The sequence below is a fragment of the Termitidicoccus mucosus genome, assembly GCF_038725785.1.
In the GTDB taxonomy this organism is placed as follows: Bacteria; Verrucomicrobiota; Verrucomicrobiia; order Opitutales; family Opitutaceae; genus Termitidicoccus; species Termitidicoccus mucosus.
In genome coordinates this window covers 3,812,174-3,834,069 of record NZ_CP109796.1, presented here as the reverse complement: position 1 = coordinate 3,834,069, position 21,896 = coordinate 3,812,174, and the positions used below count along the sequence as shown (strand labels likewise).

Annotated in this window: 12 protein-coding genes; 1 reads left to right on the top strand and 11 read right to left on the bottom strand. The window is 63.8% G+C overall.

The window, feature by feature from the left end; translation table 11 throughout:
- Positions 1-21: 21 nt before the first annotated feature.
- The 10 genes from OH491_RS13315 to htpG form a co-directional block, all read right to left on the bottom strand.
- The gene (locus tag OH491_RS13315; protein ID WP_068770828.1) at positions 22-1,194 is read right to left on the bottom strand and encodes a hypothetical protein; all 1,173 of its coding nucleotides are present in this window, start codon (positions 1,192-1,194) and stop codon (positions 22-24) included.
- Between the two features lie 694 nt (positions 1,195-1,888).
- Positions 1,889-2,821, bottom strand: a complete 933-nt coding sequence (locus OH491_RS13310) for a hypothetical protein (RefSeq protein WP_068770829.1) — start codon at positions 2,819-2,821, stop codon at positions 1,889-1,891.
- A 48-nt stretch (positions 2,822-2,869) separates the two neighbouring features.
- Entirely contained in the window at positions 2,870-3,154 is a 285-nt protein-coding gene (locus OH491_RS13305; RefSeq protein WP_068770830.1) for a hypothetical protein, read from the bottom strand.
- A 238-nt stretch (positions 3,155-3,392) separates the two neighbouring features.
- Positions 3,393-3,629 carry a hypothetical protein gene (locus OH491_RS13300; protein WP_068770831.1) on the bottom strand — a complete coding sequence of 79 codons (237 nt, stop codon included), beginning with the start codon at positions 3,627-3,629 and terminating at the stop codon, positions 3,393-3,395.
- A gap of 120 nt (positions 3,630-3,749) precedes the next feature.
- Positions 3,750-7,055 carry a WD40 repeat domain-containing serine/threonine-protein kinase gene (locus tag OH491_RS13295; protein ID WP_068770832.1) on the bottom strand — a complete coding sequence of 1,102 codons (3,306 nt, stop codon included), beginning with the start codon at positions 7,053-7,055 and terminating at the stop codon, positions 3,750-3,752.
- A gap of 311 nt (positions 7,056-7,366) precedes the next feature.
- On the bottom strand, positions 7,367-10,504 hold the full coding sequence (locus OH491_RS13290) for a WD40 repeat domain-containing serine/threonine-protein kinase (protein WP_068770833.1): 3,138 nt from the start codon (positions 10,502-10,504) through the stop codon (positions 7,367-7,369).
- Positions 10,505-10,808: 304 nt separating this feature from the next.
- A complete protein-coding gene (locus tag OH491_RS13285) occupies positions 10,809-11,543 on the bottom strand; it encodes an RNA polymerase sigma factor (RefSeq protein WP_084442269.1) in 735 nt (244 codons plus the stop codon).
- Positions 11,544-11,832: 289 nt separating this feature from the next.
- Positions 11,833-15,081, bottom strand: coding sequence for a TonB-dependent receptor (locus tag OH491_RS13280; RefSeq protein WP_084442270.1), 3,249 nt, complete (start codon positions 15,079-15,081; stop codon positions 11,833-11,835).
- Between the two features lie 1,048 nt (positions 15,082-16,129).
- Positions 16,130-17,380: a tyrosine-type recombinase/integrase gene (locus tag OH491_RS13275; RefSeq protein WP_068770835.1), complete on the bottom strand. Its 1,251-nt coding sequence runs from the start codon at positions 17,378-17,380 to the stop codon at positions 16,130-16,132.
- A 123-nt stretch (positions 17,381-17,503) separates the two neighbouring features.
- Positions 17,504-19,360, bottom strand: a complete 1,857-nt coding sequence (htpG, locus tag OH491_RS13270) for a molecular chaperone HtpG (protein ID WP_068770836.1) — start codon at positions 19,358-19,360, stop codon at positions 17,504-17,506.
- Positions 19,361-19,557: 197 nt separating this feature from the next.
- On the opposite strand from htpG, the gene OH491_RS13265 reads away from it, so the two are divergent.
- A complete protein-coding gene (locus OH491_RS13265; protein WP_068771155.1) occupies positions 19,558-20,289 on the top strand; it encodes a platelet-activating factor acetylhydrolase IB subunit in 732 nt (243 codons plus the stop codon).
- A gap of 182 nt (positions 20,290-20,471) precedes the next feature.
- Here the strand turns inward: OH491_RS13265 and OH491_RS13260 are convergent, their stop codons facing one another.
- A complete protein-coding gene (locus OH491_RS13260) occupies positions 20,472-21,851 on the bottom strand; it encodes a lipid biosynthesis B12-binding/radical SAM protein (protein WP_068770837.1) in 1,380 nt (459 codons plus the stop codon).
- Between the last annotated feature and the right edge of the window lie 45 nt (positions 21,852-21,896).

The following is a 21,896-nucleotide window of genomic DNA, read 5'->3' as shown; positions in this document are numbered from 1 at the left end:
TGAAAGTCATTGGACAGGCGGTCACGGGTGGCCGCTGAGGGCCTTGCCAGTCATTTCGAGGTATTCGCCGGCTATTTCCCATGCGAGCAGCTCGGGTTGCATGGCGGCGGCGGTGGCGGTGTTTTTTAGGAGGGACAGCTGGGCTTTGTTTGCGGCGTCTATTTCGGCGGCGAGGGGGAGCAGGGATTTTAGGCGGCCTTGGCGTTTGATAATATAGTCGCGCACGAGGTCGAAGGCAGGGGCGAGGATGGCGGCGCGCTCCTCGGGGGAGGGTTGCGTGTCGTAGCCGTCCTTGGTTTTGCGCGTCGCGTTGGCTTTTTTCCAGTAAGGCTCGGTTTGTTTATAGAGTTCCATGCTTTGCTGGAGGGCGAGGTTGCGTTCCTCAAGGATTTGCAGGCCGAACGAGGAGGAGTTTTTGGATTTTTTGCCAGCGGCGTCTATTTGGGCGGCGGTGACGCCGGGGGCGAGGATGTCGGGCGTTTTCGTTTTTTTGGCGATGGCACCGGATTCCTGCACGCGGTCCATGCGACCTTGCTCCTGCATATAGACGGATGCCATGTCGTCGCTCATACCTTGCAGGTTTTGGATTTCCTCGATGGAGAGACCGGCGACGGTGACGCCTTTTTTCTGCATTTGGGCGAGGAGCTGCTCCTCGCTCATGTCCTGCATTTTCAGGAGATCGGACATGTCGAGGCCGGAGACGCCGGAGCCGGCGAGCATTTTATTGGCGAGTTCCATGCCCATTTTTTCCTGCTCGGCGGGGGACATGTTTTGCAGGTCGGCGACGGAGCGGCCGGTGAGTTTTTTCGCCTCTTGGTCGGCGACGGATTCAGCATAGGCTTTGCGTTGGGCGTCGGACATGGCTTCGACTTCGGCGATGGTTTTGCCAGTCGTGGCTTTGAGTTGTTTGCTGGCGGCTGCGACGGCGGCTTCCATGAACGGTTCGAGTTCACGCTGTCTGGCTTTGATGGCTTGCTCTTGGAGGGCGTCCAGTTTGGCTGCGAATTCGGACGCCGACGGGGCGTCGAGACCGCAGTAGTGGGCGGCGAGGGCAGCACCGGAGGGGATGGTCGGGCATTGTCCGACGACGGCGACGGGCGTGGCGGCGTTATCGAGGGAGACTTGGGCGCGGGCGGGCGCGGCGGGGACGAGGGCGAGCGTCGCAAGAAGGAAGGGGAGGGCCGGGTGTTTCATGATGTTTTTAGTGGTTCGTTTTTTAATAGCCACAAAGAGGCGCAAAAGGCACAAGATTGAGGTGTTTTTCTTTGCGCATCCTGCGCGTTTTGTCCGGCCACCCGCTTCGTTCGTGGAGCGGCCATTTTATCGGTTCGTTTTTATTAACCGAAGAGAACGCAAAGAACCCAGGGAAGATCATGTTTTCAAATCTTTGAGTTCTTTGTGGTTAATTTATTGGTTCGGTTTTTATTAAACAGAAGGAAACGAAGGGAGCGAAGAATACATTTTATGATTATTGTCTTCTTGGTGTCCTTCGTTTCCTTCTGTTAAAAATAATGGTTCGTTATTTTTAGACAGAATGAACAGAATTTAATGAAATGAACGGAATGGTTTTTCATTCTGTCCATTTTGGCTAATTTATTCTCTTTGGGTGCAATACCCCGAAGCTTGCTTCGTTTATCAGGGCAACGGAATCCGTTGCTGGTGTCTTCAATACCTCGGGGCTTGCCCCGAGGATCTTTATTGGCTCGGTTTTTTGGACAGGATTGCAGGATTTTTCAGGATTAACAGGATTGAGTTTTAATCATGATAATCCGCGGACGGTTTTTATGCTGGTTTGCCCACGGCGCGGATTGGGTGCGCGGTTTGCTGGTGAGTGTAGTGTTCACGTTTGTCACCGCAACCCGCGCCGTGGGGAAGTGTCAGCGGATTATTATTTCCAGACGTGCGGGCCTTTGGGGCAGTCGCGGGTGTCGGGGGCGGTGGCGCTGGTGGAGGCGTTGATGGTTTTGTTGCAGCCGGAGCACTTGTGCGTGTAGGTCGCCGGAGAGTAAGGAGCGCTCTTGAACGCATGCTTTGTCGGGCAGGTTTTTGCGGGCGGGGGCGGCGGGGGCTTCCCGCTTTGGCGCACCGAGGCGCCAAAGGGGAGCCGCTCCGTCCGGCGGCAAATATTGCACCGGTAACTGGCAAATCCCTCGACAAACACGTAATTGTGGTTGGAGCCGCAACTGGTGCCGGCGGGGTTGTTTTTGGGCGGCGTGGCCTTGATGTTATCGTTGACATCCGTATATACAAAGTTGCACTTGCTGCATTTGTGGACGAGTGTGTATGCGCGGGATGACGCAAAGCCGATGGGGTCGCTGCCGTGATCGGCTATCTGCGCCCATGTGTGAGGCAAGGTATTGCAAGTCATGGAGGAGAGCATCTGGCTGCTCGGTGAGGAGCTGGTGTTGGTGACGGATTCGGTGCAGCCTTGGTTCGTGCAGGTGTGCTTGTATTGCGCGAGGCTGGCGGGGGTGCTATTCCATGTGTGCTTGCATTTTTCGCCGCCGACGGTGGTGGGTGGCGGGGTGGTGATGGTGCCGTCTTTGCGCTGGGTGCATTTGGTGCACTCGTAGGTTTTGGTCGCCGTCACCACCGTGCCTTCCATGCTCTTGGTGCCGGTAATACGCACGGTGCCGGTGACGTCGGCTCTGGCCTGCACGGATTTGGTGCCGGTGACGGCGGTCTTGGCGGCGGCGGGGGCCTGCTTGGTGGCGGTCGCGGGCGCGGCGGCGAGGGAAACGGTGGATATTATAACGGCCAGCAGGCCGGGGATGATATGGCGGCGCGGGAGCGCGCGGCTGGTGGTGGGTGTGTATTTCATGATGGGAGGGTTTGGGCTGATGGGACGGATGGGTGGATGCGGCGCGGGTCAGGCTTGCGGGGCCGGGGGCGGAGGCGCGGCGGGCGGCTCGGGCGCAAATTTTTGCTGGAGGGCAAGGAGCAACTGCGCGGCGAGGAATGTTGACACCGCCCAGAGGATGACGCCGGTCAGGAAATCCATGACGGCGTAGCCGGTGAAGCGGTAGCGGATGAGATCGACAATCGCGTCAACGAGCTTGACGGCGACGGCGGCGAAGAAGACCAGTTTGATGGTCGCGGGGGAGATGACCTTCTCGAAGGAGAAGAGTTCTTTTGGGTTTAGTTCGATTTTCATGTTGTGTGTGCGGGTGGGAGGGGGGCGATTAATTTTAATGGTTCGGTTTTTTATCTCACACAAAGGCACGAAGGCACAAAGAGCAGGGCGGTGTGCCGGTATGATTCACTCCTTTGTGTCTTGGCGCCTTTGTGTGAGATAAAGGGTTCGGTTTTAATAATCAGAGAGAGGAGCGAAAGGCACGGGCGTGAGTGTTTCGCCTTGTGCTTCCTGCGCGGCTTTGCGGCTATTTTATTGGTTACTTGAAGAAGCGGTTGAGGGTTTCGTTGACCTTGTTGACGGTGTCGGCGGTGGTGTTGGCGGTGTCGGCGGCGCGGTTGGCGGTGCTGTTGGCGGAGTCAACGCCGTCCATGACCTGGTTGGCCTGCTGGTTGCCTTCCTGGACTTTCTGGCCCGCCGGGGTGGTGCACCCCGAGGCGAAGAGGGCCGCGAGCGCGGCGGTGATGATGGCGATGTGATGTTTTTTGTTTTTCATGATACGAGTGGAGGGTTGAAGGGAGGAGAAGGTCGGAATTGATGGTCGGGTGGCCGGGCATGAGACCCGTCCAACCATCCTTTGGGAAAGGGCTGGGAGAAGTTGCGGGAAAATTTCGGATTATTTTTGCGCGGGGTCGGGCCAGTCGAGGCCGAGGGGGGCGAGGGCGGCGCGGAGGGCGGGCAGGTCCCAGAGGTGGATGACGCCGTCGCTTTCGTGGACGGCGAGCAGGCGGCTGTCGGCGCTGAAGGCGGTGCGACTGCCGGCATTGCGTTCGCTGTCGAGGGAGAGATGGATGACGGGCTCGGCGTAGTTCTCGCCTTGGTAGAGGATGACGCGGGCCGCGCCGGAGGCGCACAGGTAGCGTCCGTCGGGCGAGAGGCTGAAGGAGAGAAAGTTCGCGAGGTCGGGCGCGCCGGGGAGGCGTTCGCCGGTGGCGGCGTCCCAGATGGAGAAGGCGCGGCGGCCGGAGGCGAGGATGCGGCGCCCGTCGGTGGAGAAGCGGACGAGGCCGGCCTCGCCGCCGTCGAGCTCGCGGAGTTTTTCGCCGGTGGCGGCGTCCCAGAGGTGGACGATTTTGGAGGCGGAGCGGCTGCTTTGCGCGGCGGAGGTGGTGGCGAGGATTTTGCCGTCGGGGGAGAGGGCGGCGGAGAGGGCCTCGTTTTGGACGCGGAAGCGGCGGGGCTGGCCGGCGGCGGGGGCGAGCGGCCAGAGGAGGACGGCGCCGTCGTTTCGGTTGGCGAGGAGGGCGTGGCGGGGGTTTTGGCCGAAGTCGCTCAGCACGTAGCCTTGCGCGGTGGTGAGCATGGCGGGCGGGCCGAGGGGCTCGGCGGGGTTGGCGGGGTCGAAGGGGTAGCGGGCGAGGCCGGTGTTGCGGGTGGCGACGAGGAGGGCGGAGGCGGCGGGGGTGAAGAGGGCGGAGGTCTCGGTCTCGGGGCCGGGCTGGAGGCTGGCGGCGAGGCGATGGCGGTCGAGATCCCAGAGGAAGACGGCGCGGCGCGTGGAGGTGGCGAGCCAGCGGGCGTCGGGCGAGAAATCGACGGCGGCGGTGACGGTGGCGTCGTTGCCGCGCCCGGGCGGGGTGAAGGTGCGGCAGACGGCGTCGCCGGTGACGATTTCAAAGAGCGTGGCCTCGGGGAGGAAGTTGGTGGAGACGAGGCGGGTGCCGTCGCGCGAGAAGCGGAGCACGGGTTCGTGGCCGTGGTTCGAGTAAGACACGAGGCGTTTGCCGGCGGCGGTGTCCCAGAGGGAGATTTTTTTGTCCTGCGAGGTGGTGGCGAGGAGGCGTCCGTCGGGCGAGAAGGCGAAATGGGTGACGCGGTTGCGGTGGGCGTCGAGCACGCGGAGTTGCTCGCCGGTGGCGGCGTCCCAGAGGTAAACGCCGCCGTCGTTGCAACCGACGGCGAGGGTGGTGCCGTCGGGGCTCCAGTCGAGAAAGGACACGCCGGCGGGGTGTGCGAGGGCGCGGAGCGTCGCGCCGGTGAGCGGGTCGCGGATTTCGACGGTGGCGAGGCCGCGGTCGGCGACGGCGAGTTTTTGGCCGGTGTGGTCAAAGGCGAGCGCGAGCGGGGCGCCGGGGGTAGCGGAGCGGGCGAGTTCGCTGCCGGTGGCGGTGTCGTGGACGGTGTAGCCGCCGGCGGCCAGTTCGATGGCGGCGAGCTTGCCATCCCGCGAAAACGCGCAGCCGTGCCAGAAGCGCGTGCTTTGGTAGGGGCGGTTGCGGGCCACGCGGCCGGGCAGCTCGAAGGCGAGGCGGTGCTCGCGGGTGTCCCAGACGCGGATGAAGCCGTTGATGTGGCGGGATGCGGCGTAGCGTCCGTCGTCGGAAAAGGGCGAGAGGGAGAGGATGGTGCCGCCGGTGCCGGGGTAGCGGGCGAGCTCGGCGTGGTCGTCGAGGCGGCGGAGGGCGAGGGCGTCGTCCTTGTCGGTGCACACGAGGTAGCGCGCGAGCGCGGCATCGAAGGCGACGGGGTAGTTTGGCGAGGCGCGGACGGCGGTGACGCGGGCGGGGCGCAAGTCGGTGAGGGAAAGGAGGGCGGCGGCTTCGCTGCGGATTTCGTCGCTGGCGCGGATACGCGTGGCGGCGCGCAGCGACTCGATGCCCTCGAAGCGGTGCCCGGCCTGGCCGGTCTGGCGCCCGAAACGCACTTGCATGAGGAGGGATTTGTAGAGTTCGTCCTGCGCGCCGCGTTCGGCGGCGACGGCGCGGTCGCGTTGCGCGGCGATGTTGAGGGCGGAGCCAATGCTGACACCGGCGACAACGGCAAGAAGAATGACAACGCTGGCGGCGAGCGAGGAGACGACGGGCTGGCGGCGGCAGAAGCGCCAGACCTGGCCGGCGAGTCCCGGCGGGCTGGCGAGGACGGGGCGGCCCGCGAGGTAGTTGTCGAGGTCGTCGGCGAGGGCGGCGGCGCTGGCGTAGCGGTCGGCGGGATTGCGCGCGAGGCATTTCAGGCACAACGTGCCGAGGTCGCGGTCGATGGCGGGGTTGACGGCGCGGGGCGGGGGCGGCGGGCCTTTGGAGAGATTTTCGATAACCTCGAAAGTCGTCGCGCCCGTGGCGGGCGGTCGGCCCGTGAGCAACTCGTAGAGAATGGCGCCGAGGCCGTAGATGTCCACGGCGGTGGTGACTTCGCCCGACGTGCCGCTGGCACTGGAGCCTGCGAGCTCGGGCGCGAGGTAGTTGGGCGTGCCGAGGGCGAGGGTGGGGCGCACGGCGACGGCGGCGTTGCCGGTGTCGGTCGTGATTTTTGCGATGCCGAAGTCGGCGATGTAGGGCTCGTGGCCGGCGTCGAGGAGGATGTTGCCGGGCTTGAGGTCGCGGTGGATGACGCCGCGCTGGTGGGCGTAGAAGACGGCGCGGGCGAGCTTTGCGAGGAGGCCGGCGGCGGCGCGCGGGCTGGCGCGATAGCGGGCCGTGTTTCCCGCCAGGGAGCCGCGCTCGGCGAGTTTCATGCTGAAGTAGGGCAGGCCGTCGTGCTGGCCGACCTCATACATGGGAATGATGTTGGGGTGGTCGAGGTTCGCGATGGCGCGCACCTCGGCCTCGAAGCGGCGGAGCATTTCCGGCGTGCGCAGGAAAAGGAGCTGGAGCATCTTGAGGGCGACGACGCGGCCCGACTCGCATTCGACGGCGCGGTAAACGACGCTCATGCCGCCGCGACCGAGTTCCTCCTCAAGGACAAAGTGGCCGAAGTCGCCCTGAAGGTCGCCGGGGGCGTCGGTGGAACCGGCTGGAGTGACGGGAGCGGTGTCACGGACGAAGGACAGGGGACCGTTGCCGGAAAGCCCGCCGGGGGCATCGGCGGCGGCGGGGTCGAGCACGGAGTCGAGCAGGCACACGCGGCAGACGGGAAGCGTCCCGTCTGCGAAGGGTGGAAGCGTGCTGTTGCAGCGCGGGCAGCGGTGGGCGGGTGCGGTTTTCAAGGGTGCGCGGATTGGTTCACCCTTGTCTTTGGGATTTTCGCGCGGCGGGTTGCGGGGTATTTTGGGTTTCCGCCGTTTTCAGTGGAAAAATCTTTTTTGAAGAGACGGAAGGGAGGTTTTCCCGGACATTTTTCGGGCGTGCAACGGCACCACTGCGCAATGGACGAAAACACCGGGTCGCGTGGCACGGGCGTCCGTGCCCGTGAACAGGAGCGCGGGCTTGTCAAGCTTCTCGCTTCGCTCGGAACCAGCCCGCGACATCGCGGGCAGGAATGTCCGCGCTCCTGAAAATGCCGCGGACGTCCGGGGGGCTACTTGTCGGGCCAGTCGAGGGAGAGTTCGGCGAGCTTGGCGCGGAGTTTGGGCAGGTCCCAGATGCGCACGACGCCGTCGCTTTCCTGCACGGCGAGGAGATTTCCTGTGCGGCTGAAGGTCACGCGGCTGCCGGCGTTGCGGACGCCGAGGGGTTGGAGCTGGATGACCAAGTCCTCGTAGTTTTTTCCTTGATACAGGGCGATTTTGTCGCCGCCGGACAGGCAGAGATAGCGCCCATCGGGGGAGAGGGAGAAGCCGAGCGTTTCGGTGAGGCGCGGGGCGCCGGGGACGAGGGTCAGCGTGGCGAGATCCCACGCGGCGAAGGGGCCGTGGCCGGAGGCGAGGAGGCGCGCGCCGTCGGGCGTGAAACGGACGAGTCCGCCGTGGCCGCCTTCGAGTTCGCGGAGTTTTTCGCCGGTGGCGGCGTCCCAGAGGTGAACTTTGAAGGAGGGCGTGCGGGTGCTTTGGCCGGAGGTGGTGGTGGCGAGGATTTTCCCATCGGGCGAGAGCGCGGCGGAGAGCGCCTCCGGTTGCACGGCGAAGCGGCGGAGCGCGCCGCCGGCGGCATCGAGCGGCCAGAGGAGGGCGTGGCCGGTGGCGCGGTTGGCGAGAAGGGCGTGGTGTTTGCTGGCGCCGAAATCGCTGAGGGTGAAGTCCGGCTCTTTCATCAACAGCGCGGGCCGGCCCAAAGGCGCGTCGGCGTTGGCGGGGTCGAAGGGATGGCGCGCGAGGCCGGTGGCGCGGTTGGCGACAAGGAGGGCGGCGCCGTCGGGCGTGAAGAGCGCGGAGGTCTCGGTGTCGCCGCCGGGTTGGAGACTGGCGGCGAGGCGGTGGCGGCGGAGGTCCCAGAGGCTGATGGCGCGGCGCGTGGAGGAGACGAGCCAGCGTTCGTCGGGCGAGAAATCGACGCTGGCGGTGACGACGGCGTTGTGGCTGCGGCCTGGCGGGGAGAAGGCGAGGCTGATGCCGTCGTCCGTGGCGACTTCGAATACGGTGGCGTTGACTTGAAAATTGGTCGAGACGAGGCGTTTGCCGTCGCGCGAAAAACGGAGCACGGGTTCGTGGCCGAGGTCGGGGTAGGAGACGAGTTTTTTGCCGGACTCGGGGTCCCAGAGGATGATGTTTTTCTCCTGCGAGGTGGAGGCGAGGACGCGTCCGTCGGGCGAAAAGGCGAGGTGGGTGACGCGGTTGCGGTGCTCGTCGAGCACACGGTGGCGCTCGCCGGTGGCGGTGTTCCAGATGTAGATGAGCGCGTCGGTGCAGCCGACGGCGAGGAGCGCGCCGTCGGGGCTCCATTCGAGGCAGAAGACTTCGGAGGGGTGTTCGAGGGTGTGGCGTTTTTCGCCGGTGAGGGTGTCGCGGATTTCGACCATGCCGGCGCCGCGGTCGGCGTAGGCGAGGCGGCGTCCGTCGCCATCGAGGGCGAGGGCGTAGGCGCTGAATTTGTCGGGGAAGCGCGCGAGTTCTTTTCCGGTGGCGGTCTCGTGGACGGTGTAGCCGCCTTCGGCCAGCTCGATGGCGGCGAGTTTGCCATCGCGCGAGAACGCGCAGCCGAACCAGAAGCGGACGCTTTGGTAGGGGCGCTTTTTGGGTGGTGTCTGCCGGAGCTCAAAGGCCATGCGGAGCTCGCGGGTGTCCCAGACGCGGATGGGGCCGTCGTAGTGGCGCGAGGCGACGTAGCGTCCGTCGGCGGAAAAGGGCGAGAGCGAGAGAACGTTTTTCGCGGTGCCGGGGAAGGCGGCGATTTCGGCGTGGTCGGAGAGGCGGCGGAGGGAGAGGGCGTTGTCCTTTTGCACGCAGACGAGGTAACGTTCGAGCGCGGGGTCGAATGAGACGGGGAAGTTCGGGGACTCGCGGACTTGCGTGGTGCGCCCGACGCGCAGGTCGGTGAGGGTGAGGAGCGCGGCGGCTTCGTCGCGCAAGTCGGCGGTGGTGCGGATGGCGGCGGCCTGGCGGAGGACATCGAGGCCGTCGAAGCGCTGGCCGGCCTGTCCGGTCTGGCGTCCGAGGCGCGCCTGCATGAGGAGCGAATCGTGGAGTCGGTCTTGTGCGGATTGCTCGGCGTGGAGGGCGCGGTCGCGTTGCGCGGCGACGGTGACGGCGGCGATGGTGCTGCCCGCGCCGATGGCCGCGAGGAGCACGGCGATGCCCGCGGCGAGGCCGGCAACGACGGGTTGGCGGCGGCAAAAAAGCCGGATTTGCCCGGCCATCCCGGGCGGGCGGGCGAGCACGGGGCGCCCGGCGAGGTAGTTGTCGAGGTCGTCGGCAAGTTCGGCGGCGCTGGCGTAGCGGTTGTCCGGGAACGGGGCGAGGCACTTCATGCACACGGCGGAGAGGTCGCGGCTGAGCGCGGGGACAAGCGCACGCGGCGCGGGCGGGGCGCCTTGGGCGATCTGGCGGAAAACTTCGAGCGGGCTGGAGCCGGTGGCGGGCGGGCGGCCCGTCAGCAATTCGTAGAGGATGGCGCCGAGGCCGTAGATGTCCACGGCGGTGGTGATTTCGACGGGGCCGCCGCGCGCCAGCTCGGGCGCGAGATAGGCGGGCGTGCCGAGGGCGCGCGTGGCAGTGGCGGTGCGGTCGTGCTCGCCGATGATTTTTGCGATGCCGAAATCGGCGACGTAAGGCTCGCCGTCCGCGTCGAGGAGGATGTTGCCGGGCTTGAGATCGCGGTGGATGACGCCGCGCCGGTGCGCGTGGAACACGGCGCGGGCGAGCTTGGCGACGAGCGCGGCGACGGCGCGCGGGTCGCCGGCATGGTCGCGGGCCTTGCCGGCGAGCGAACCGCGTTCGGCGAACTTCATGCTGAAATACGGGATGCCGTCGCAATGGCCGACCTCGTAAACGGGCATGATGCCGGGGTGGTCGAGGGAGGCGACGGCGCGGACCTCCGACTCGAAGCGGCTCATCATCTCGGGGGTCTGGAGGTGCAGGAGGTGCATCATCTTGAGCGCGACGACGCGGCCCGAGGCGTATTCGCGGGCTCGATACACGATGCCCATGCCGCCGCGCCCGATTTCCTCCTCAAGCGCGAAATGCCCGAAGTTGCCGGGCTTGCCGGCGGCGGGGCTGGTGAAGGGCGCGCGGGTGTCCGCGCCGGCGTCGCCGAGGTCGAGCGCGGCGTCGAGCAGGCACACGGGGCAGAGCGGCGGCGCGTCGTCGTCGGTGGCGGCGGGCGGCAGGGGGGTGCCGCAGCGCGGGCAAAGGTTGTCAGGCGCGGGGTTCAGGGGAATGCCGGTTTATTGGTTCGGTTTTAATAGCCACAAAGAGGCACAAAAGGCACAAGATGGAGTGATTGTTTTTTGTGCTTCTTGTGCGTCTTTGCGGCCATTTTAATGGTTCGTTTTTATAACCGCAGAGAACGCAAAGAATTCAGGGAAGATCATGTTTTCAAATCTTTGCGTTCTTTGTGGTTAATTTATTGGTTTGGTTTTCCTCCGCTCAGGAGGCCAGGATTTCGCGCAGGTGGCGCATCTCCTCGTCGATTTCGAGGGGCGAATCGACGGTGGCGGCGATTTCGCGGCGCAGGTGGGCGCGGAATTTTATGCGCAGGCGGTGGACCTGCGCCTTGAAGGCGGGGAGCGAGACGCCGAGCGTCCGGCAGGCGTCGTCGTAGGACTGGGTCGGGTCGCCGGTGAGGAACGGGACCATGACGGCGAAGGCGGCGGCGTTGTCCGCGGCGTCGAACTCGGCGCGCAGGCCGGCCAGCGCGTGGTCGATGACGGCGATGGCCCAGCGGCGTTCGTAGGCTTTTTCGGGGGAGAGCGAAGCCGCGCCGGCGGCATAACGGTCTTCGAGGGCGTTTTCGTTCAGGGGGATGATGGTCGAGCCGCCGCCGCGCTTGAGGGCTTCGGCCCTGTCGCGCATGTCGCCTTGGTAGTGTTTGAGGCCGCCGATGAGGAAGGAGCGGAATTTCCCGCGCGCGGGGGTGGCGTTTGCATAGGTGCGGCTGGCGAGGAGCGACTCGAAGAAGCCCTGCACCAGGTCGCGGGCGTCGTGCGGGTCGAGCCCCTGGCGTCGCGCGAAGGCGTAGAGGGGCGTCCAGTAATGGCGGCAGAGTTGTGTGAGCGCGTCGCTTGCGCCGGGCTGCCGCGATTGCGCGGCGGCGTAAACGACGCTCCATTGGGTGGTCGCGAAGACGGCCCCGGTGGGGCTATGAATGGGTTCTGTTTGCAATGTCTGTTATGATATTAAAATAAAAACGAACCAATAAATTAACAGCAAAGGGGCAAAGCGGCGCAAAGTTTCGCAAAGAATACCGATTATAAAATCCCTTCGCGCCTTCGCTGTGAAATAAAAAATTGAACCATTGTTTTTAACAGAAGGAAACAAAGGGAACGAAGAATACTTTTATGATTATGGTTTTCTTGGTTCCCTTCGTTTCCTTCTGTTAAATAAAACCCATTTTCTTTTTTCGTCCTTCCGCGCTTCCGCGATTAAAAAAACGAACATGCTCACCCCGGCCTCAGAACTCATACCTCACGCTGAACAGGATCGACCAGCGGGTGGCGGCGGGCTCGCCGATGTAGTTGCTCAGTTCGGGCGCGAACTTGCCGGCGGCGAGTTCGGCGTTGGCGGCGCTGTAGGTGTATTGGCCGGTGTCCTTGTTATACACAACATTGGCCGCGGCCTGCTTTTTCGTGAAGAACTGGCTGCTGCCGTGGATGACGCCCCATTTGTCGTTGAGGAGGTTGCCGAGGTTGAGGATGTCAACGCCCACTTTCAGCTTGTGGCGCCAGCCGGGGAGTTTGACTTCCTGCGAGAGGGCGAGGTCAACGAGGTTGACCCACGGGTAGGTGCAACTGTTGGCGGAGACGGCGGAGCCTTCGCGCAGGCCGTAGCGGTCAACGATGCGGTAGAAAATTTCCTTGTCGGCGGCGGAGGCGAAGACGGCGAGCGGGTCGCCGTCGCGGTGGGGGATGTAGAGGAGGTCGTTTTGCGTGTAGCCGTCGAGGTTGATGTCGTTTCTGCCGACGATGCTGAAGGGCAGGCCGCTGCGCCCTTCGTAGCGGAGGGTGACGGTCGTGCGGCCCACAGCGGGGAGGAGGTTGAATTCCTTCGTCACGCGGGCCTTGATGCTGTGGCGGATTTCCAGGTCGCCGCGATGCAGCTCCTCGTCGTTGGCGTTGAACACCGTCCGGTTTGACCAGAGCGAGCCGGGCGTGGAGGCGTTGCCTTGGGTGACTTCCTTCCTGTCGGTGTAGGCGTAGGAGAGCGTCCACGACCAGCCGTCTTTTTTGCGGGGGCGCTCAAGCATGAAGATGAAGGTGTCGGAGTGGCCCTTGCCGGTGTTGGTGATTTCGACGATGCGGTTGTCGAAGGCGGTGGAGCGGACGGCGGTGCCGCCGCCGGGCGTGCCGCCCGCGTAGGTGCCGGCGTAGAGGGCGCGGCCATCGGAGGCGGTGGCGGTTTGCCTGAGGTTGATGTTCCTGAAATGGACGTCGTCCTTGACCCATGATTTTTCCAACTCGAAGGTGGCTTTCATGCCCCAGAGTCCGAGTTCGCGCTCGATGGCGAGGTTGGCTTTCCACATGGAGGGGAGGCGGAAGGCGGGGCTCATGAAGGAGACGAGTTGCTTGGGCGGGAGGCTGGCCGGTGTTGATTGATTGCCCAAGTCGCCGGAGACGGCGGGCGCGGGGTCGTCGCCGGTGATGCTGGTGCCGGCGGAGTAGCTGACGTAGTTCATGCCGGTATTGGCGTAGCTGTTGGAGAGCCAGACGCGGGGCATGCCGCCGTAGAAAAGTCCGGCGCCGCCACGCACGATGGTGCGGAGGATGCCGTCATTAATCTTGGGCTGCCAGTTGAAGCCGACGCGGGGCTGGACGATGGTCTTGCCATCGTAAGTGGCGTCGTTGCGCACGCCGAAGGTGTTGTAGAAGCTCTGGTTGAAGGGCACGTCGTCGCCGATGATGGCGGTGTCGAGGCGCAGGCCCATGTCCACTTGAAAGCGTGGGTGGAGGCGCCACACGTCGCGGACGAAGACGCCGAGCTTGCCTTCGGTGAACTCGGCGGCGGGGTTCACGCCGGGGATGGGCGCGGCGTAGCGGTAGCGGTAGTAGTCGAGGGTACCGTTGTTCACGCCGGTGACGGGGTCGGCGATGGCGAGGAACTCGCCCAAGGTGGCAAATTCGTAGCTGCCGTAGGCGTGCTGCATATAAATATTATAGACATCGCTGGTCTCGTATTGCAGGCCGGCGTGGAGGGTGTGGCCCGCGCCGAGCGCGTAGGTGCTGTAGAGTTCGGCGGTGGTGCTTTCGACTTCGAGGGCGTTGACATGGTAGCTGTAGTCGGTGCCGATGGTGGCGTAGGCGGTGTTGGCAGAGCCGGGCACGGAGATTCTCTGGATTTGCAGGTAGGGCTGGGGGACGCCGATGTCGGGTTTGCTGGAGTATTTGCTGCGGGAGACGGCGATTTCGGTGTTCCATCTGTCGGTCCAGCGGCTGACAAGCTGGGCGGAGAAGGAATCGTTTTTCAGGGTCTGGTCATACCAGGAGTTGGAGAAAGAGAAGTTGTTGATGCCGGAGCCGGTGCTGAAGCCGGGGAACTTGGGGCGGGTGGAATCGGAGCCCCGGTAGGAGGCGGAGAGGCGGTGGTCGTCATTGATTTGCCAGTCGGCCTTGAGGAAGAGGTTGGTGTCCTCGTATTTGTTTCCGCCGGGCGCGCCGACGTCGCCGGGGTTGAAGCCGAGGTGTTCGGCGGCGGCCTTGATTTGGGCGATGACGGCGGCGTCCGCCCATGCGCCGGGGCGAGGGGCGTCGCGGTCCTCGTCCACTTTTTCGTAGGAGGCGAAGAAGAAGAGTCTTTTCGGGATGATGGGGCCGCCGAGACTGGCGCCGAAGGTTTGCTCCTTGAAGGCAGAGACGGGGTATTTCCGGCCGTCGAGGCGCTCGCCCACGAAGTCGGCGTCGCGATAGGCGTAGTAGAGGGAGCCGTGGAATTCGTTGCCGCCGCTCTTGGTGATGCTGTTGAGGAAGGCGCCGATGGCGTTGCCCTTGCGCACGTCGTAGGGCGAGGCGCTGATGGCGACGGCCTCGATGGCCTCGACGGGGATGGGGTTGCGCTCGGCGGCGGTGTTGTTGGCGTTGAGGCCGAAGGGGTCGGAGGCGCTGACACCATCGACCATGATGGAGTTGTAGCGGTTGTTGAGGCCGTTTACGGAGATGGATTTGGCGGCGGGGTCGCGGTTGTAGATGATGCGCGGGTCGGAGGCGGCGAGACTGTTGATGGAGCGGTCGCCGGTGATCGTGTTTTCAATGTCGCGGCTGCTCAAATAAGTGCCCTTGTCGGTCGCGGCGGGGTCGAAGAGCGGGTCGGTGGCGTCGGCGACGACGGAGAATTTTTCCAGATAAACGATGTCCGACGGGCGCATGGCGACGTTCACGCTGGCGCCGGATTCCACGGCAAGATGCACGTCCTTCACTTCAACCGCATGGTAGCCGGACGCTTCCGCGAGAACGGTATAAGGGCCGCCCGGTCGCAAACCGCGGCTGACATAGGAGCCGTCCGGCGCGGACACGGCGTGCGTTACGGTAGCTGTCGGCTCATGGGTGATTTTAACTCGTGCCCCACCGACAGGCCGGCCATCCTCGGTTCGAATGATGCCGGAGAGCGGCGCGGTGTTGATTGCTTGGGCATGGGATGGAACAGTGAAGCCGAGGACCGCAATGCCCACGGTCAGTAGTATGCGGGTCAGGTGTGTGGTAGTTGATGGCATGTGCTGGCGGGTTTGACGGGATGATCACTGGGCTGCGGGTTTGTTTTGCGGAAGGCTATCTCCCCAATGCTCAATGTTAAATTAAGATAAAAGTGAATATTCGGTTGATTTTTGTCAAAACTTGGTTTGGTCTATTTATTATTCATATCTTATTTTCCAGCATAGAGAAACAGAGGTGAGTGCGAAAAAGTTTGAAGAGCTGGAATCCTCCCCATCGGTGTCCTGCCGCAGTCGTTGGCCCCGTTTCCAACTTGGGCGGAAAGCACAGCACGCACAGGCAGTTGTGCCATGACTCCTCATTGATTGCCAGACGGGGTTCGCTTCTGTCCCCTATGAGTTGTAATTTCGCTAACGCTACTCCAGTCTCTCGTCTCCTCCACTACACGTCACAATTGCATGCTTACGTTTCAGGTGGAATTTTTCACGGGTGGAAAATTGCTCGGTGTCAGTCGAGGCGGTGAACGGGGATACGGCGGCGCTTGGTCCTGTGCGGCGTGTGGATCGAGGGTTCTTTTCCTCGCGGGAAAATCCCGTTCATGTGCAGTCCGTTGATGTCGGTGAGCGACTGGATGTCGGCATCATTGCCGGTGACGTTTGCGGCGGTGGCGGCAGCGGGTGTGGTGTCTCAGCTCAAAGAAACGATGCTTCGTTTCATAAGTGCAGGAAGCCGTGTCGGCAAACGCGGCCATGGTCTCGCCAGACGCGGCGCTCCCCGTATCCTTCAAAACAGGCTCCGCGTGATGCAGGCCCATGGGTGGTTTTCGTGCGATGCGAGTGCGGAGTGCTTCCGGTGAATTTCCCACATATGGGAAATTAGTCCCGCGCCTGGTCGCGCGGCGGCATTGGCAACGGCGCGGTGCTTCTGGTGGCGGCGGTTGGTGTTTCGCGTGGTTTCCATGCCCTTGTCACGCGGTCATCGCAATACGGCGGCTGTGCCGATTGCGCATCCCCGAATGGGGCGGCCCAAAACGACGGGGAAGCACGGCATGGGGCGGACCGGCCTTTGCGCCCGTCCACGCCGTGCCGTGGCACGCGGCGTCCCTGGCGTTCAGGCCGCGAGCCGGGGGGCCTCGGGAAGCGTGGCGGCGGCAGGGGCGACGGTGACCGGGACGGCCTGTGGCGCTTTCGCCTCCGATTTTTTCAATGGCACAATCCCGAAGAATGCCTCCGCCTCCTGCGGGGTGGTCACATTCAGGTAATGCCGGCGGATGATTTTTTCCGAGTTGCCCGCCTGCAACGCCGCGTCGCCCATCGAGCGGAACTTTGCCACGTGCATCGAAATAAACGTGTGCCGCAACACGTCGTGCCCGAGTGTGAATTGCCGCCGGATGCGCGTGATTTTTCCGGTGACGTTCTTCATCTTGTCCTTGGACGGGATGATGGGGTATTTTTCCAGCGGATACGCTTGGAGCCATGCCGCAAGGTTCGGCTGAATGGTCACGAGACGGCGCATGTTCACCTTCGACACCCACGGCTCGATGGTGATCGCGGCGGTTTCCACGCGCACGTCGTCGGCGGGCAGCTTGGTGACCTCCCCCTCGGGCCGGATGCCGGCGAACAGGCACAGCGCGAAATACGGCACGAGCGCCCCGTCGTGGACGGTTTCCACGTGCGCCATGAGTTCGGCGGCCTGCGCGGCGTTCAGCGCCGGGGCCGAGCCCCGGTTGTGCCCGGTGCGCTGCCGGACAATGGCCTTGGCCGGGTTTTCCAGCAACCAGCCTTGGGCGAGGGCGTATTTGAAAAAGGTGGACAGGGTGGCGCGGCGGTTGTTCTGCGTCTTCGCCGTGGCAGAGTCCCGACGGAGGTATTTTAGGAGTTTCTCGGTCGTCAATTCACCCAAGGTACAATCGGGAAACTCTTCCTTGAAGAGCGTCAATTCGATGCGGATGGCATTGAGCTGCCGCTGACAGATGGCCTTTCGGGTCACGTCCTTGGTGCGCTCCGCGAGGTAGGCGACAATCGCATCAGCAAGGAGGTGGTCGGACTTCGGCTCGCGGTGGGTTTCAAGGCCAAGGTCGAGGTAGAACGTCAGCGTGCGCGGCCTGTCCTTGAGCTTGAGAAATGCGGCCTCGGCCTCGCGCAACTGGGGCTCGGTGAGGAAAGTCGAGGTCACGCGCAAGTCCGAATCGGCCTGCGCCTGCTTGAGTTGCAGGGTTCCGCGTTCAAGGATGGCGGCCTCCCGAGTTTTGAAGTTTTTGCGGATGCGCTCGCCCAGCAGCCAGCCGGCCACGCGGTAGGAGATCGTGCCGTTGCGATTCTTGAACGGCTTGATGGTGAATGCGGTCTTTTTTGACTTCATCGGTCAGGTTGCCGCCGTCAACTGGCAACTTTTCTGTGAAGTCCCCGGCTTCCCTCTGGAAACCGGCCGGTTCGCGCAGGCAGGGATGCCTGCGCTACGAAAGGGCGGCTCCGGCTGTTGGCCTCACACGGTTTCGAGCAGCTTGTAAATGCGGGAGACCATCTTGCTGGCGTCCTCCAGGAGACCGGCGGCGATGAGGGCGTTGTCCAGGATTTGCTCGGCGACCAGCGCGGCTTTCTCCGGCGCGGCGGTGTGCGTGGCGAAGAGGTGCTTGATGACGGGCGAGGCCGGGTTGATTTCCAGGTTCACGCGGAGGGGCGCGCTGCCTTCGTCCTTGTTCATGGCTTTCATCATGCGGCGCATGTGCGGGGTCATGAACTTGTCGGCGTTGAGCGCGAGCGCGGGCGAATCGACGAGGCGGTCGCTGGCTTTCACCTCGGCCACGCCGTGGGCGGCGAGGGTTTTGGCGAGCCATTCGACGAGCGTCTTGGTGTCGGCTTCGGAGAGCGTGGCGTCGGCGGGGGGCTTGGGCGCGTCGGGGAGTTTCACGTCGGCGTGGTCGGCGGCGGTGAGTTTTTTGCCGTCGTATTCGCGGACGTTGTTCATCACGTATTCATCGACGGGCTCGTAGCAGAAGAGGACTTCGAGGTTGCGGGACTTGAAGCCTTCCAGATAGGGGCCGCTTTCGATGGCCTCGCGGCTGGCGCCGACGAGGTAGTAGATTTCCGCCTGGCCTTCCTTCATGCGCGAGACGTAGTCGGCGAGCGAGGTGGCCTTGCCTTTGTCGGTGAGCGAGGACTCGTAGCGGAGGAGTTTGGTGAGTTGCTCCTTGTGGGTGAAATCGAGGGCGGCGCCTTCCTTGATGAAGATGCCGAACTGCCGGTAAAATTCGTCGTAGGACTCGGGCCGGGACTTGGCTTCGTCCTCGAGGAATTTGAGGAAGCGCTTGGTGATGACCTTGCCGATTTTGTCGAGCAGGGCCTTGTCCTGCATGGTCTCGCGGGAGATGTTGAGCGGGAGGTCCTCGCTGTCCACGACTCCCTTGAGGAAACGGAGCCATTCGGGGAGGAGGTCTTTCGGGCGGGCGTCGATGAGGACTTTGCGGCAGTAGAGGGAGACGGCGGGTTCGAGGCGGGCGAGGCCGTAGCGCTCGGTGTTCTCCTTGGGGACGAAGAGGAGGGCGTTGATGGAGAGGGGCGCGTCGGCGCTGAAGTGAAGGCGCAGGCGCGGGTCGTCGTAGGCGTGGGCCTGGAACTTGTAGAACTCGGTGTATTCCTCGTCCTTGATTTCGTTCTTGTTGCGCAGCCAGAGCGCCTGGACGGTGTTGATGCGTTTGCCGTTGAGGTTGATGGGGAAGGTGACGAAGGCGGAGTAGCGTTCGAGGATGTCCTTCACCCGGGAGTCGGCGGCGAAGTCGGTGGCGTCGTCCTTGAGCTGGATGACGATCTTGGTGCCGCGGCGTTCACCGTCGGAGGGCGAGAGGGTGTAGGAGCCGGAGCCGTCGCTCGTCCAGACGTGGCCGGGCTCGTCGGCGCGCCAGGAGCGCGAGCGGACCGTCACGGTTTTCGCGACCATGAAGGCGGAATAGAAACCGACGCCGAACTGGCCGATGAGATTGGCGTTTTTCTGGCCGGACTCGCCGAGGGCCTTGAGGAAAGCCTTCGAGCCGGAATGCGCGATGGTGCCGAGGTTTTCGACCAGCTCGGCGCTGGTCATGCCGATGCCGAAATCCTGGATGGTGATGGTCTTGGCGGTGTCGTCGGTGGTGATGTTGATTTCCAGCGGGAGGTTGTCGTCGAGGATGTTTTTCTCGGTGAGCTGGAGGTGGCGGAGCTTTTCGAGGGCGTCGGACGCGTTCGAGGTGAGCTCGCGGATGAAGATTTCCTTCTCGGTGTAGAGCGAGTGGATGACGATATCGAGGAGCTGTTTGATCTCGGCCTGGAACTCGAACTTCTGGGGGGCGGCGGCGGTGTCGGACATGGTGATGGTGGTGGATGTTGTAGGTTGCGTGTGTTGACAGGAAAATGTTGGGAACGGAAACAGGGAGCGGTGATTTTAGCGGACTTTCGGGAAAATCAAGAGGAGAGATGGCCGCGGGCGGAAAACTCCTTGTTGTGTTCCCTCGGGGCGGAGGCATCGTTGAGGCGGTTCGCTTAATTCTCCAATCCTGCAAAAACATGAAAACATCCCCTGTCCGCATCCTCGCCAGCCTGCTGGCTTTTGCCCTCGTCATCCCCGCCGCCGTCTTCGCCAACACCGCGATCGAGCCGGTGCCCCGCAGCGAAAACTGGGTGAAACGCCACGAAGGTTTCGTCGAAATCGCCAAAAAAGAAACCGGCTGCCAAGTGCTGTTCCTCGGCGATTCCATCACCGACGGCTGGCGCAAAAAGGGACTCGAAACCTGGAATGAAAACTACGCGCCGCTCCACGCGGTGAACTTCGGCATCAGCGGCGACCGCACGCAGCACCTGCTCTGGCGCCTGCAAAACGGCGAGATCGGCGCGCTCCGCCCGAAAGCCATCGTGATGATGATCGGCACGAACAACACCGGCTTCGAGAGCGACAAGAAGACCCCGCGCAACACCTCGCCGGAAATCGCCGAGGGCGTCGCCACGCTGGTCAGCTACCTGCGCGCGAAACTGCCCGATGCGAAAATCCTCCTGCTCGCCGTGTTTCCACGCGGCGAAAAAGACTCGAAATCGCGCGCGCAGGTCAACGAGCTCAACAAGCTCATCGCCCCGCTGCACGACGGGAAAAGCGTCTTCTTCCTGGATATCGGCCCGAAATTCCTCACGTCCGACGGCACGCTCCCGCGCGACATCATGCCGGATTTGCTGCACCCCAACGAGCAGGGTTACAAGATCTGGGCCGACGCCATCAGGGAGCCGCTCGCGAAGCTGTTGAAGTAAGCGCCGCCGGGGACCCGGGCGCGTCCACGCCCGCCTCCCTCATGCCAATTCCGAACGAGATTCACCCGTCTGGAGGGCCGAGCTCCTGCGAGGCCGTCGCGGAAAAACATCGCGTATAACCGCGACGGCCTCGCAGGAGCTCGGCCCTCCAGACGAAAGGTGATTTTCATTGGGAAATAGTATCAGCCCTTCGCCCCTGCGTAGCGTTGCAGCACCTCGATGTATTCCCAGAGCGGGCCGCGAATGCCGCGTTTGCGGAGTTTTTCCATCGTCGCCACAAACGCCGGCGGCGGGTCGCCCACCACCCAGTTGTGCGCGTTTTCCCGCACTTTCCACAGACGCGAATAGAGGCTCTCCACCGTCAGCGGCGGCTCCAGATAAAAGCGCGGCACGCCGAGAAAATCCTCCGGCCGCTCGCCCGTCGCCCCGGGGCCGGCCTGCTCCCAGAGCGCCGTGCCCGGGTAAATCCGCATGCCGATGGTCGCGAAATAAAACGCGCCCGGCAGCGTCTCCGCGCGGCGCAGCGTTTCCTCGACCGATTCCGGCGTCTCGCCCGGGCCGCCGAAAATCAGGAAGTGGCTGTATTTGATGTCGAGCGCGGCGGCGTCCTCGCTGATGCGGCGCACGTCGTCGTAGGTGAAACTTTTCCCGTAGCGCGCGAGCACCGGGTCGCAAAAACTGTCCGAGCCGAACTCCACGTGCCGCAGCCCCGCGCGCCGCATCAGCGCGAGCAATTCGCGGCTCACCCCGCGCGGCCGCAGGAAACACTCCCATTCCATGTCGATGCCGGCCTTGATGAGCGCCTCGCAGACCTCGACCACGTGGTCGTCGCGGGTGTTGAAAACCGAATCGACGACGAACGTATAGCGCACGCCCTCCGCCGCCAGCCGCGACATCTCCTCCGCGACCTCCGGCCCGCTGCGGAACCGGCTGCGCCGCCCCTCGATGAGCGGATACGCGCAGTAACAGCATTTCAGCGGGCAGCCGCGCTGGGTCTGCACGCCGATGAGCGAGCCGTGCGCCGCGTAGGCCTTGAGCACCACCGGATCGTGCGCGGGCTCGGCGGTGAACCCCGCCTGCACGGCCAGCCGCGCGTTGCAATGCGTCGCGCCTTCCGCGTCGCGCCACGCCACGCCCGGCAGCCCCTCGACACCGCGCCCGTCGCGCAAGGCCGCCATTAATTCCACGAGGACCGTCTCGCCCTCGCCCTGCACGCCGTAATCCGCGCCGGTCAGCTCCAGCAGCTCCTTCGGGAAAACGGAAAAGCCGCTCCCGCCCACGATGAGCGGCGCGCGCGTGCGCGGACGCAGCCGCCCGCAGCAATCCGCCAGGTCGCGCACAAACGACAGCGGGTTGTGGCTCTGCGCGTTGTCGATGTTGCGCAATGAAAGCCCCACGAAATCCGGCTGGAAGGCGTCGAGGCACTCCTCGATCGTGCCCCGTCCCGCGTAGGAATCCCACAGCCGCGTCTCGAATCCCGCGGCGCGCAACGCCCCGTCCACATAACTCAGCCCCAGCGGATAAACCGGATACGGCTGCTCGTAGCGATTGAGATTGATCAACAAAACCCGCCCGCCGCCACCACCCCCGCCGCGTGACCCGCGTCC